A 13,330-nucleotide genomic window follows, 5' to 3' on the forward strand; every position below is an offset into this window, starting at 1 on the left:
AGCCCCGCCCCTCGTGGTGGGGCTTTTTCGTTGTCTGCCTTGTATTGTGCGGCCGCACTCAGCATATCTTGGCGGCATGAAACGATTGCTTTTTCTTGTTCTCTGTCTGCTGCCATTCAGCGCCACGGCAGAAACCCGTGTGCCGCAAAGCCAGACTGAAATCACCCTCAGCTTTGCGCCGCTTGTCCGCGAGACGGCCCCGGCCGTTGTGAACATCTATGTGCGGTTTGTGACGCAAACCCGTGCCCGCACGCCCTTCATGGACGATCCGTTTTTCGAGCGGCTGTTCGAAGGGTTCGGGCAAACCCAGCCGCGCGTGCAGAACTCGCTTGGGTCGGGCGTGATCCTCAGTGACGACGGTATTGTCGTGTCGAACTATCATGTGGTCGGGCAGGCGACGGACATCCGCATCGTTCTGAACGATGGCCGCGAATTTGATGCGCGCGTGCTGCTGGGGGACCGCGAAAGCGACCTCGCTATTCTCAAGATCGACAACGTGGAAGACCTGCCTTTCCTGTCCTTGCGCGACAGCGAAACGGTTGAGGTGGGGGAGCTGACGCTCGCCATCGGCAATCCGTTTGGCGTGGGTCAAACTGTGTCGTCTGGCATCGTGTCGGGCCTTGCCCGGTCGGGCGGCAGCAATGGGCGCGGTGCCGGGTACTTCATTCAGACCGATGCGCCGATCAATCCGGGCAACTCGGGCGGTGCGCTGATCGACATGCGTGGCGATCTTCTGGGCATCAACACACGCATCCTCAGCCGGTCGGGCGGGTCGAACGGGATCGGCTTTGCCATTCCGGCCGATCTGGTTGCGGCCTTTGTCAAACAGGCGCGCGACGGCAATGACCGTTTCGTGCGCCCATGGGCGGGGGCGACGGGGCAGTCCGTCGATTCCGATCTGGCCGAAACTTTGGGCCGCGACCGTCCCGGCGGCATCATGCTGGCCGGTCTGCACCCCGCAAGCCCGCTGGCTGAGGCCGGGTTCGAGGTGGGCGATGTCGTGCTGGCCGTTGATGGTGCGCCTGTGGGCAGCCCGGGCGAGATGCTGTTCCGCATGAGCGTTGCCAGCGATCAGGACAGTGCAACCATGACCCGTCTGCGCGATGGCGAGGAGGACAATCTGACCGTTGCCCTGATCCCGCCGCCCGACACGCCGCCTCGCAACGAGGTGACCCTGGCAGAGGACAGCAGCCTGCCGGGCCTGCAACTGGCGCGGATCAACCCGGCGGTGCTGGCCGAGCTGAACCTGCCGATCGCTGCCGATGGGGTTGTGGTGCTGGACGAAGGCGCCATTGGGCGCCGCGTCGGGTTGCGCCGTGGTGACGTTTTGGAACGCATCAACCGCCAAGATATCGAAACCACTGCGCAAGCCGCGCGCCTGCTGTCCGAAGCCCGGCGCGGCACCACCGTGCGCGCCGTTCGTGGCAACCGCCGCGTCATGTTACGCTTCTAGGATGGCCGACCTTTTCGCCTCTGATCCCGCACCTGCCGACACTGGCCCGCGACCGCTGGCGGACCGATTGCGCCCGCAAAAGCTGTCCGAGGTGATCGGCCAGCGCCAAGTGCTTGGGCCTGAAGCGCCTTTGACCGTCATGCTGTCCTCGGGCGCTCTCAGTTCGCTGGTGTTCTGGGGGCCGCCCGGGGTGGGCAAAACGACCATCGCCCGGCTGCTTGCGCATGAGACGGACCTCCATTTCGTGCAGATCTCGGCGATATTTACAGGTGTCCCGGACCTCAAAAAGGTGTTTGAGGCTGCCAGGATCAGACGTCAGAACGGGCAGGGGACATTGCTGTTCGTGGACGAAATCCACCGTTTCAACAAGGCGCAGCAAGACGGGTTTCTGCCGCATATGGAGGACGGGACGATCCTGCTGGTCGGTGCCACGACCGAGAACCCCAGTTTCGAGTTGAACGCCGCTGTGCTGTCCCGCGCGCAAGTGCTGGTGCTGGAACGGCTGGACCTCAAGGACCTCGAATTGCTGGCCCAACGGGCCGAGCAGGAGTTGGACAAGGCCTTGCCGCTGGATGGCCCCGCCCGCGAGGCGCTGCTTGAGATGGCGGATGGCGATGGCCGCGCACTTTTGAACCTGATCGAACAGGTCACTGCATGGACCGTGGACGGCAAACTGGACAAGACCGCTCTGGCCGCGCGCCTGATGCGTCGTGCTGCGCAGTACGACAAGTCGGGGGACGCGCATTACAATTTGATCTCGGCCCTGCATAAATCGGTGCGCGGCTCGGACCCGGACGCATCGCTTTACTGGTTTGCGCGGATGCTCGAAGGGGGCGAAGACCCTCGGTATCTGGCCCGCCGCATTACCCGTATGGCGGTCGAGGATATCGGTTTGGCCGACCCGCAGGCCCAAGCTGTGTGTCTGCAAAGCTGGGAAACCTATGAACGGCTTGGTTCCCCCGAAGGCGAGTTGGCGCTGGCCCAAGCGCTTGTCTACCTCGCCCTCGCGCCCAAATCGAACGCGACATACAACGCGTACAAAGGCGCGCGCCGGGCCGCCAAACAGACCGGATCACTTCCGCCGCCCAAGCATATCCTGAACGCGCCCACATCGCTGATGAAGGATCAGGGATATGGCAAGGACTATGCCTATGACCACGATGCCGAAGACGGGTTTTCGGGGGCCAACTACTTCCCGGAGGGCATGGACCGGCCCGACCTTTATCAACCCGTCGAACGCGGGTTCGAGCGGGACCTGAAAAAGCGGCTCGATTACTTTGCGCGGCTCAGAACGAAGCGGAACAGTTAGCCCCGCTTGACTCTTTGCGGGGAACCGACGACAGACCGCGCATGATCTCAACCCTTTCCCTTGTGGCCCTTGGCGGGGCCATCGGCGCATCCCTGCGCTGGCTCAGCGGTGTTGCTGTCCTGCGGGCGTTTGGCCCTACGGATTTTCCGTTGGCGATCCTCACGGTGAATGTCATCGGGTCCTTCCTGATGGGCGTTTTCGTCGTGGCTGCGGCGCATAAGGGGCTGACGCATTTGTCGCCGTTTGTCATGACGGGCATCCTCGGCGGCTTCACCACCTTCAGCGCATTCAGCCTTGAGACCATGACCCTGATCGAACGCGGACAAGTGGCGTCGGCCAGCCTCTATATTCTTTTGTCGGTGGGTCTGTCCGTCGGCGCACTGGCCCTTGGCCTCATCCTGGCCCGAGGAGTTTTCGCATGAGTGGCGTTCAGACTGTAACCGTAGACGAGGGCGAGGGCGACCAACGCCTTGACCGCTGGATGAAACGGCGCTTTCCGCAGGTGAGCCAGGGCATGATCGAAAAGATGTGCCGCAAGGGCGAATGCCGTGTGGACGGGGGCCGCGTCAAATCCTCGACCCGCGTGGAAGAGGGGCAAAGCGTGCGCATCCCGCCGCTGCCCGACCGACCTGCGCCGCCCTTGCAGAAAACGCGCATCTCGGACAAAGACGCGCAAATGATGCGCGACGCTGTGATCTACAAGGACGACCAGATCATCGCGATCAACAAGCCGTCGGGCCTTCCGACCCAAGGGGGTTCGGGCCAGACCAAACATGTCGATGGTTTGGCCGAAGCGCTGATGTTCGATCTGGATGAAAAGCCGCGCCTTGTGCACCGTTTGGACAAGGACACATCGGGCGTTCTGCTACTGGCGCGCACGCGACTGGCGGCGAAATCGCTGACAGCGGCCATGCGGCACCACGAGACGCGCAAGATTTACTGGGCGCTCGTCGCCGGTGTGCCGACGCCCTATCTGGGCGAGATCAAGTACGGGCTGGTCAAGGCACCGGGCCGTGGCAAGGGCGGTGAGGGCGAAAAGATGATCGCCGTGCATCCGCGCGATGTCGACGACACCAAAGGGGCCAAGCGGGCGCACACAATGTACGCGACACTGTACCGTGTGGCGTCCCGCGCCGCTTGGGTCGCGATGGAGCCGATCACGGGCCGAACGCACCAATTGCGCGCGCATATGGCAGAGATCGGGCACCCCATTGTGGGCGATGGCAAGTATGGCGGCTCCAGCCAGGAAAACATGGGCGACGGCTGGGGCGCGAAGGTGGGCGGCATCATCTCGCAAAAGCTGCACCTGCACGCCCGCATGATGCGGTTCGAACAACCGGAGACACGCAAGGTGATCACTGTGACCGCGCCGCTGCCGGACCACATGAAAGACAGTTGGGACACGTTTGGTTGGACCGAGGATCTGGCCGCCGAAGACCCGTTCGAGGCGATTTGACATGCGGCTGGTGGTCTTTGACGTGGATGGCACGCTGGTCGACAGTCAGGCCGATATCGTTGCCAGCATGGCGGCGGCATTCGCAGCCGTGAACCTTGGTGCCCCGAGCCGGTCCGACATCCTGAGCATCGTGGGACTGTCCTTGCCCGTCGCGATGGAGGCCCTGGCCCCCGATGCCGATACCCCAATGATGGTCGAAGCCTACAAGGACAGCTATGCACGCCTGCGCGTGTCGAAGGGTGCCAGTTCTTCGCCGCTCTATCCCGGGGCCCGCGCGGCACTTGATCGGTTACAGGCGCGCGACGATATCCTGCTGGGCGTGGCAACCGGCAAGTCCAAGCGCGGGCTTGACGGCCTGATCGAGGCGCATGGGCTTGAGGGCATGTTTATCACCCGGCAGGTGGCAGATTTTCACCCTTCCAAACCGCATCCATCGATGTTGCTGACGGCGATGGAGGATGCAGGCGTGACGGCGCAAGCGGCCGTGATGATCGGGGACACCAGTTTTGATGCGGACATGGCACAGGCGGCCCGGATGCCGTTCATCGGCGTAGACTGGGGGTATCACCCAACCGACAGATTGCAGGGCGCGCACAGCGTTCTCAGTGATTTCTCCGAACTTGATGACGCGCTGGGCGCAGTGTGGGCAGACTGACATGAGCGAATGGAAGCAAAAGCGGTTCTGGAAAACGGCGACGGCTGAGGTTGTTGATGACGGGTGGACGGTGACGCTGGACGGTCGGTCCGTCAAAACCCCGGCCAAGGCCGCGTTGATCTTGCCCACGTCGGGGATGGCCGATGCCGTGGCCGCTGAATGGGACGCGCAGGACGAGGTTGTGAACCCGCTGTCGATGCCCTTCACCCGCAGTGCCAATGCCGCCATCGACAAGGTGGCCGTGCAGCACGCCGAAGTCGCCGACATGCTGGCCGCTTATGGGGATGCTGACCTGCTGTGTTACCGCGCAGATGCGCCGCAGCCGTTGGTCGACCGGCAGGCAGTGACATGGGACCCCTACCTGGACTGGGCGGCTGAGGCGCTTGGTGCGCGTTTGATGCCGCGGACTGGCTTGATGCACGAATCACAGGATGCTGCGGCCTTGGCTGCACTGTCCGCACCGGTCCATGGCATGTCGAACTTTGAATTGGCCGCATTTCACGACCTTGTCAGCCTGTCCGGATCGCTGATCCTGGGTTTCGCGGCTGCCCATGACCTGCACCCCGTGCTCACAATTTGGGCAGCGTCCCGCCTAGATGAAATTTGGCAGGAAGAGCAGTGGGGCGAAGATGAGGAAGCGCAGGAGCTTGCAAAGATTAAGGAAGGGTCGTTTTTGCACGCAAAAGCCTTCTTTGATGCGGCGAAAGTGACCTGACAACCCACCCGTGAAGCACACCGGAAAGCGCACAATTATGCATCGTTTTTGGTGACCCTACCCTTGACGTTTTGCGATGAATCCCCCCACACTGCGGCCCATTGGTTGGGGATAACCCTGGCCGTATCGCCTTCGGCGTTGCGTGAACACTCAGGCTGCGCCGATCGTACCGCCAAAACATGGCGGAAAATCAGGAAGAGGTAAAAATGAAAAAAACCGTAATCTTTGGCGCGCTGACCGCCGCCGGCATGGCTGCCGGCGCTGCGGCTGCTGGTACGCTCGATGACGTGAAAGCACGCGGCACGCTGAACTGCGGCGTGACAACCGGTCTGGTGGGCTTTGCCGCACCGGATGCGAATGGCGAATGGAAAGGTTTCGACGTCGGCGTATGCCGTGCCGTGGCCGCAGCTGTGCTGGGTGACCCCGCCGCAGTCGAATTCGTGCCCACAACAGGCAAAACGCGCTTCACGGCACTTGCCTCGGGCGAGATCGACATGCTGGCGCGCAACACCACATGGACCTTCAGCCGCGACGTGGACCTGAAGTTCACCTTCGTTGGCGTGAACTACTATGACGGCCAAGGCTTCATGGTTCCCAAGGACCTGGGCGTGTCGTCGGCCAAGGATCTGGATGGCGCGACCGTCTGCATCCAGACCGGCACCACAACCGAGTTGAACCTGGCGGATTTCTTCCGCTCGAACAACATCAACTACGAGCCGGTTCCGATCGAAACCAACGCTGAAGCACAGCAACAGTACCTTGCCGGTGCCTGCGACGTGTACACCACCGACGCCTCGGGTCTGGCCGCAACACGCGCCACATTCGAAGCCCCCGGTGACCACGTTCTGCTGCCCGAAATCATCTCGAAAGAGCCGCTGGGCCCGTTGGTCCGTCACGGCGACAACGAGTGGGGCGATGTGGTTCGCTGGACCCTGAACGCACTGATCTCGGCAGAAGAGCTGGGCATCACGTCGGCCAACATCACCGAAATGGGTGCTGGCACCAACAACCCTGAAATCAACCGTATCCTGGGCACCGAAGGTACCCTGGGCGAGATGCTGGGCCTCGACGCTGACTGGGCGATGAAGGCGATCTCGGCCGAAGGCAACTACGGCGAAATCTTCGAGAAGAACATCGGCGAAAGCACACCGATCGGTCTGGCCCGTGGCCTGAACGCTCAGTGGACCGATGGCGGCCTGCTTTACAGCCCGCCCTTCCGTTAAGATATCAAGCCGAGGGGCGCAGGGTCAAACCTGCGCCCCTCGTGCATTTGGGCACGGGACCGCTGAAAACAGCGGCAGGACTGTCCAAAATGCAGCCAACAACTGAAAACCCGGCCCCGCGCTTGTCGCGAAAAACCAAAGGCCGGAACCACGGGGACCATCTCCATGACCACGATGACCGACCCTCCTCAGGAGTCGTTCCGCCCGTCGATGCTTTTGAACGACACGCGGTACAGATCATATACGTTTCAATTCATTGCCCTCATCGTCCTGATCGGCGCAATTGCTTATCTGATGAGCAACCTGTTCGCGAACCTCGAAGATCAGGGCCTGAACATTTCCTACGACTTCCTGGGTGAACCTGCGGGCTACGGCATCGCGCAGAACCTTGTGGAATATGACAGTCAGGACTCGCATATGCGGGCGGCACTGATCGGTATTCTGAACACCCTTCTGGTGGCCTTTCTGGCCTGTGTGACGGCAACGATCCTCGGCGTGATCGCGGGTGTGCTGCGCCTGTCGAACAACTGGCTCGTGGCCAAGCTGATGTCGGCCTATGTCGAGGCGTTCCGCAACGTGCCCGTGCTGATCTGGATCCTCGTGATCAACACGATCGTGATCTCGATGCCCGGCCCACGCGCCTATCGCGGGGACACACCCGAGGTCGAGATGTTCATGGGCATCATCGCCTATACCAACCGGGGCATCTACATCCCGGCCCCCACGTGGGGACCCGGCTCGCTTCTGGTGGTGCTGACGTTCTTTGCATCCATTGCGGCGATCATCTGGTACCGGCGCTACGCGGTGAAGCAGCTCTACGACCACGGTCGGGACCTGCCCACCTTCCTGCCATCGCTGGCGATCTTCTTCATCCCGACGATCCTGATGTACTTCATCATGGGCCGTCCCATCGGTGTCGACGTACCTGCGCTGCAGGGCTTCAACTTTCAGGGGGGCACGCAGATCGGGCGACCGCTGATTGCGCTCTGGCTGGCGCTGTCGATCTACACGGGGGCCTTCATCGCGGAAAACGTCCGTGCAGGCATTCAGGCGGTCAGCCAAGGCCAGACCGAAGCGGCGGCGTCGCTGGGCCTGCGCCCCAACCGCGTGATGAACCTTGTGGTCCTGCCACAGGCGTTGCGGGTGATCATTCCGCCGCTGATCTCGCAGTTCCTGAACATCACCAAGAACTCGTCCCTGGCCATCGCCGTGGGGTACGAAGACATCACCGCGACGCTGGGTGGCATCACGCTGAACCAGACGGGGCGGGCGATCGAATGTATCCTGTTGCTGATGTTGTTCTACCTCACGATCAGTTTGCTGATCTCGGCGGTGATGAATGTCTACAACAATTCTGTCAGCCTGAAGGAGCGGTAATATGTCTGATACACATGCACATTCCGTCGCCTTTGTGCGGACCGAACAGCTTCCGCAACTGGCACCGCCATCCACGGCAGCCGGACCGGTCAGCTGGATGCGGAAAAACCTGTTTTCCAACATCCCCTATTCGATCCTGACGCTGGTTGCGCTGTACTGCATCTACCTGATGCTTTCAGGCTTCGTGCCGTGGGCGCTGAACGGGGTCTGGAATACCAGCAACATCCGCGAATGCCGCGAAGTGCTGAACGGCGTGTCGGGGGGCTGTTTCTCGGTCCTGACGGAACGCTGGAACCAGCTCATTTTTGGCACGGGCTATGACCGCGAAGAATACTGGCGGCCTACGCTGACGTTCATTCTCCTGTTCGTGGCTGCGGCCCCGATCCTGTTCATGAACCTGCCGCGCAAGATGCTGATCTTTACCGGCCTCTACCCGTTTCTGGCCTTCTGGCTGATCTGGGGTGGCACGATCCTGAACCCGCTCTTGGCCCTTGTGGGCATTGTCGTGGGCTATCTGGTCTACAGCCGTCTGGTGAACCAGTCCTTTGCCATGGGCTTTTTCGGAGGCGTTGCCGCTGCGGTGGTGACATGGTGGATTGGCGGATACATCGTCGGAGCCATCGCCCCCGAAGAGACGCTGCTGCAGGCCGTGCCATCGCGCGACATGGGGGGCTTCATGCTCAACATGATCCTCGGCACGATCTGTGTGTCGCTGTCGCTGCCCATCGGGATCGCGCTGGCGCTTGGGCGCCAGTCGGACATGCCGATCATCAAGTGGATCTGCGTGGTCTTCATCGAGTTCATCCGGGGCGTGCCCCTGATCACGCTGCTGTTCGTGGCAAACGTGATCCTTGCGTTCTTCTTCCCGCCCGGCTCGAACCTCGACCTGATCCTGCGGGTGATCATCATGATTACGATGTTCTCGGCAGCCTATATCGCCGAGGTGATCCGGGGCGGCCTTGCCGCCTTGCCACGCGGACAATACGAAGCGGCCGACAGCTTGGGCCTTGATTATGCCCAATCCATGCGGCTGATCATCCTGCCGCAAGCGCTCAAGATCTCCATTCCGGGGATCGTGAACGTGGCGGTTGGCCTCTTCAAGGACACCACGCTTGTCTCGGTCATCTCGATGTTCGACCTCGTAGGCATGATCCGCGGACCGATCCTCGCCTCGACCGACTGGAACGGCGTCTATTGGGAGCTGTGGGCCTTTGCCATCACGCTCTTCTTCGTCGTCTGCTACGGCATCTCTCAATACTCGCAGTGGCTGGAACGCCAGCTTGCGACCGATCACCGCTAATGGCTGCCCTCAAGTAGCAAAGCGGTAGGGTAAAGGAACATGATATGACTGACACAACAATCGCAGCCCCCGACACGGGCGATCTGCCACATGTGGACGCCAATGTGTCCGACGAAGTGGCCGTGTCCATCGACAAGATGAACAAGTGGTACGGCACCTTTCACGTGCTGCGCGACATCGACCTGACAGTGTACCGGGGCGAACGGATCGTGATTGCGGGGCCTTCGGGCTCCGGCAAGTCCACGCTGATCCGCTGCATCAACGCATTGGAAGAGCATCAGCAAGGGTCGATCACCGTGGACGGCACATTGCTGTCTTCGGACCTCAAGAACATCGACAAAATCCGGTCAGAGGTCGGCATGTGCTTTCAGCACTTCAACCTGTTCCCGCATCTGTCGATCCTTGAGAACTGCACGCTGGCTCCGATCTGGGTGCGCAAGACACCCAAGAAGGAAGCCGAAGAGATCGCGATGCATTTCCTTGAAAAGGTGAAGATCCCCGATCAGGCCGACAAGTACCCCGGTCAGTTGTCCGGTGGTCAGCAGCAGCGTGTGGCAATTGCCCGTTCGCTTTGCATGCGTCCGCGGATCATGCTGTTTGACGAACCGACTTCGGCGCTTGATCCCGAGATGATCAAGGAGGTTCTGGACACCATGGTGGAGCTCGCCGAAGAGGGCATGACCATGCTGTGTGTGACGCACGAGATGGGCTTTGCCCGTCAGGTGGCGAACCGCGTGATCTTCATGGACGAAGGGCAGATCGTGGAACAGAACGAACCCGAAGAGTTCTTCAACAATCCCCAAAGCCCACGGACGCAGCTGTTCCTCAGCCAGATCCTCGGCCACTGACGCCACGATCGGGTTAACGCAGCGACCGTTGCGTTAACCTCCACCTGCCCGTGCGCACCCGGTGTACAGGGGGTGCACGCAGGGTGCACGGGGGGTGACACCCCGCCACCGGCGTTTATCTCCATGAAAACAAGGTAAATGCGGGCGTCGACTCAGCCCGCCATAACCTCTCGCGGGATCGCGAAATCAATCGGCTGGCCTTCGCGCCAGCCGATGTCGTTCCACCTGTCTGCATCGAAGGTGATCACGGTTGTGGCGCAGGTCGGATAGTCCACAAAGCGTGGATGAGGCGGGGCTTGCGCCACGATCCTGTCTGCAAAATCAGCAATGCCCGGGTTGTGGCCCAGCATCAGAACCGATGCGGCCGTCTGCTCTTGCAGCACCTGCATTATCATCTCCGGCCCCGCGTGATAGAGCGCGCGGGTAAAGGTGACAGGCACGTCAAAGCCCAACCCCAGAAACGTCTGCCCGGTCCGTTCACTGGACGAACTGACGGCGGCCTGCGGGACATGGTCCTGTTGTCGCAACCAGTCCCCCATCGCCTGCGCAGAAGCCGTGCCGCGCGCATTCAAGGGCCGGTCGTGATCGTCTAGTTCAAGGCTGTCCCAACTGGACTTGGCATGCCGCATCAAGATCAGTTTCAGGGTCATCGGTGAAAGGCCTTCATATGAAAAGCTGTCTGCGCATCTGATCGATCAAAGCGCTGGCTGACGGGGCAAACACGCCGGACGTGACACCCCCGTTTCATGCATTGAACGCCCGCCGGCATATCAAGATATGCCTTGCACGCAGGCACGTCATAGGGCGCGTCAGCGGACAGTGCGCCAACCGGGCAGGCCGTGACGCAAGGGCGGTCATCGCACGTGACACAGGGGTTTGTCCCCGCGGGGACACTCTCGATCGGGTCGGAAAATTCGATCGCACCACGGATGGATATCATCAGCCCGGCGGTGTCGTGGATCATCATGCCCGTCGGGCTTTGCCAGAAGCGGCCTGTTGCCAGCGCCCACGCAATGAAGGGCGCATAGGGCGGCCCGTCAGACGGAAAAACCGCAACGGCCCCAAGCGCTTGGGCGACGTCACCCAGCACCCGCTTGGACCATCGATCAATGGGGTCGGGCTGTCCATCGCGGTACTCTGTGCTGCGCGTGAAGCCGTCCCACCAGTCTGCATCGGGCCCCACAAGGACGCGCGTGTCGGTGTGCCCCATGACGCTCAGACCATAGGGCGCCACAGCGGTCTGCACCGCGTCAGGTGTCATTTCCGGGCAAAGGGCAGGGCCAGCGACCAGCCCAGTCTGGCGGGGCGATCATCTTGCCATTCCAGACCTACTTCCATCTCGTCATGCCCGGCTTCAGGCTGCGCGATATAGGTGCCGAACATGCGGTCCCAGATCGACAGGGAGAAGCCGTAGTTGCTGTCATGTTCATGCCGGTGCACCGAATGGTGCACGCGGTGCATGTCTGGCGTGACCAGCACACGGCGCACGATGGCGTCCAGCCACAAGGGCAGGCGGATGTTGGCGTGGTTGAACATGGCCGTGCCGTTCAGAATGATCTCGAACAGGATCACGGCGAGGGCGGCGGGGCCCAGCAGGTACACCGCGCCGATTTTGATCAGCATCGACAGGCCAATCTCAATGGGATGAAAGCGGATGGCTGTGGTCACGTCCATATCCACATCGGCATGATGCACGCGGTGCAGGCGCCACAGAAGCGGCACCTTGTGTGTGATCAAGTGCTGCGCCCAGATGATGAAGTCGAGGATGATGACGGCCAGCACGATCTCCAACCAGGCCGGCAGCATCAGCGCGTTGAACAGACCCCAGCCCTGGTTCGTGGCATCCACCGCCGCGCCGACCGCGAGCACGGGCAAGACGAAGGCCATCAGCCGTACAAATACGGTGTTGGCAATCGTGATACCCCAGTTCGTCACCCAACGCCTTGACCGGGTTTGGCTGCGCACGCGCCGTGGCAATACAGCCTCCGTCAGCGCAAACAGCGAAAACAGGCCCAGAAAGACACCAAATCGGATGACGGTTTCGTTTTCCATACCGCATATCTACTGCCAAAGAGGCACGGTGCAATGCGGCCTACAGACACGTTTGTGTTAGCGGGGGCGGATGATCGACCCTGCACCGTGATCCGTGAAAAGCTCAAGCAAACAGGCATTTGGTGCGCGGCCATCCAAGATCACGACGGCGCGCACGCCACTGGCAATCGCGTCTAGAGCCGTCTCGGTCTTGGGGATCATGCCGCCTGCGATGGTGCCGTCTGCGGTCAGATCGCGGATCTGGTCGGCGGTCAACTCAGTCAGGACGTCGCCGTCCGCGTTCTTGACACCGGATACGTCTGTCAGCAGCAGAAGGCGATCCGCCTTCAACGCGCCTGCAATGGCCCCTGCGGCCGTGTCGCCGTTGATGTTGAAAGTCTCGCCGTTCTGGCCTGACCCCAACGGCGCGATGACCGGGATGATGGACCTTTCGAACAAGGTGGACAGAATGGTCGGGTCCATCTGGGCAGGAGTGCCCACAAGGCCAAGAGCCGGGTCCGTCTGGTCGCAGGTGATCAGATTGGCGTCCTTGCCCGAGAGGCCCACAGCCTTGCCGCCTGCGCGGTTGATGGCTTGCACGATGCGCTTGTTGACGACACCGGACAACACCATCTCAACCACTTCCATAGTGGCTGCATCCGTGACGCGCTTGCCGTTCACGAACTCCGACTGGATGTCGAGACGTTTGAGCATGTCGTTGATCATGGGACCACCGCCATGCACGATCACCGGATTGACCCCGACCTGCCGCATCAGGACCACGTCATTGGCAAAACTATCCATCGCCTCGTCAGAGCCCATGGCGTGGCCGCCCAGCTTGATGACAACGGTGGCACCGGTATAGCGCTGCATGTAGGGCAGGGCCTGGCTGAGGGTGCGGGCGGTGGCGATCCAGTCGCGGTTCATGTCTTGCGTCTTCATGTTGGGTCTAGGGTAGTAACC

General features: G+C 61.4%; 14 protein-coding genes. 10 read left to right on the forward strand and 4 right to left on the reverse strand.

Annotated features, from left to right (window positions below):
• Positions 1–76 precede the first annotated feature (76 nt).
• The 10 genes from Q1A32_RS10790 to Q1A32_RS10835 all read left to right on the forward strand — a co-directional run bounded on the left by Q1A32_RS10790 (position 77) and on the right by Q1A32_RS10835 (position 10,336).
• Positions 77–1,453, forward strand: a complete 1,377-nt coding sequence (locus Q1A32_RS10790; protein WP_299652543.1) for a trypsin-like peptidase domain-containing protein — start codon at positions 77–79, stop codon at positions 1,451–1,453.
• A gap of 1 nt (position 1,454) precedes the next feature.
• Positions 1,455–2,762, forward strand: coding sequence for a replication-associated recombination protein A (locus tag Q1A32_RS10795; protein WP_299652545.1), 1,308 nt, complete (start codon positions 1,455–1,457; stop codon positions 2,760–2,762).
• Positions 2,763–2,803: 41 nt separating this feature from the next.
• A complete protein-coding gene (gene crcB, locus Q1A32_RS10800; protein WP_299652547.1) occupies positions 2,804–3,184 on the forward strand; it encodes a fluoride efflux transporter CrcB in 381 nt (126 codons plus the stop codon).
• Positions 3,181–4,218, forward strand: coding sequence for an RluA family pseudouridine synthase (locus tag Q1A32_RS10805; RefSeq protein ID WP_299652549.1), 1,038 nt, complete (start codon positions 3,181–3,183; stop codon positions 4,216–4,218). Before crcB ends, Q1A32_RS10805 begins: the two co-directional genes overlap by 4 nt.
• Before the next feature lies 1 nt (position 4,219).
• Positions 4,220–4,873, forward strand: a complete 654-nt coding sequence (locus Q1A32_RS10810; RefSeq protein ID WP_299652551.1) for an HAD-IA family hydrolase — start codon at positions 4,220–4,222, stop codon at positions 4,871–4,873.
• 1 nt (position 4,874) lies between these two features.
• Positions 4,875–5,588 (forward strand): ATP12 family chaperone protein, encoded by a 714-nt coding sequence (locus tag Q1A32_RS10815; RefSeq protein ID WP_299652553.1) that lies wholly within the window; start codon positions 4,875–4,877, stop codon positions 5,586–5,588.
• Between the two features lie 206 nt (positions 5,589–5,794).
• The gene (locus Q1A32_RS10820; RefSeq protein WP_299652555.1) at positions 5,795–6,811 is read left to right on the forward strand and encodes an amino acid ABC transporter substrate-binding protein; all 1,017 of its coding nucleotides are present in this window, start codon (positions 5,795–5,797) and stop codon (positions 6,809–6,811) included.
• A 165-nt stretch (positions 6,812–6,976) separates the two neighbouring features.
• On the forward strand, positions 6,977–8,188 hold the full coding sequence (locus tag Q1A32_RS10825) for an amino acid ABC transporter permease (RefSeq protein ID WP_299612592.1): 1,212 nt from the start codon (positions 6,977–6,979) through the stop codon (positions 8,186–8,188).
• A 1-nt stretch (position 8,189) separates the two neighbouring features.
• Positions 8,190–9,488, forward strand: coding sequence for an amino acid ABC transporter permease (locus Q1A32_RS10830; protein ID WP_299652557.1), 1,299 nt, complete (start codon positions 8,190–8,192; stop codon positions 9,486–9,488).
• 44 nt (positions 9,489–9,532) lie between these two features.
• On the forward strand, positions 9,533–10,336 hold the full coding sequence (locus tag Q1A32_RS10835; RefSeq protein WP_299612586.1) for an amino acid ABC transporter ATP-binding protein: 804 nt from the start codon (positions 9,533–9,535) through the stop codon (positions 10,334–10,336).
• Positions 10,337–10,488: 152 nt separating this feature from the next.
• Here Q1A32_RS10835 and Q1A32_RS10840 read toward each other — a convergent pair whose 3' ends face one another.
• The 4 genes from Q1A32_RS10840 to argB are packed head-to-tail and all read right to left on the reverse strand — an operon-like array spanning position 10,489 to position 13,309.
• The gene (locus Q1A32_RS10840; RefSeq protein WP_299652559.1) at positions 10,489–10,986 is read right to left on the reverse strand and encodes a histidine phosphatase family protein; all 498 of its coding nucleotides are present in this window, start codon (positions 10,984–10,986) and stop codon (positions 10,489–10,491) included.
• On the reverse strand, positions 10,983–11,597 hold the full coding sequence (locus tag Q1A32_RS10845; protein ID WP_299652561.1) for a ferredoxin: 615 nt from the start codon (positions 11,595–11,597) through the stop codon (positions 10,983–10,985). The genes Q1A32_RS10840 and Q1A32_RS10845 overlap by 4 nt, the downstream gene beginning before the upstream one ends.
• Positions 11,594–12,388, reverse strand: a complete 795-nt coding sequence (locus Q1A32_RS10850; protein ID WP_299652563.1) for a sterol desaturase family protein — start codon at positions 12,386–12,388, stop codon at positions 11,594–11,596. The genes Q1A32_RS10845 and Q1A32_RS10850 overlap by 4 nt, the downstream gene beginning before the upstream one ends.
• A 57-nt stretch (positions 12,389–12,445) precedes the next feature.
• Entirely contained in the window at positions 12,446–13,309 is an 864-nt protein-coding gene (gene argB / locus Q1A32_RS10855) for an acetylglutamate kinase (RefSeq protein ID WP_299652565.1), read from the reverse strand.
• Between the last annotated feature and the right edge of the window lie 21 nt (positions 13,310–13,330).

It is taken from the genome of uncultured Tateyamaria sp. (assembly GCF_947503415.1).
Lineage (GTDB): Bacteria > Pseudomonadota > Alphaproteobacteria > Rhodobacterales > Rhodobacteraceae > Tateyamaria.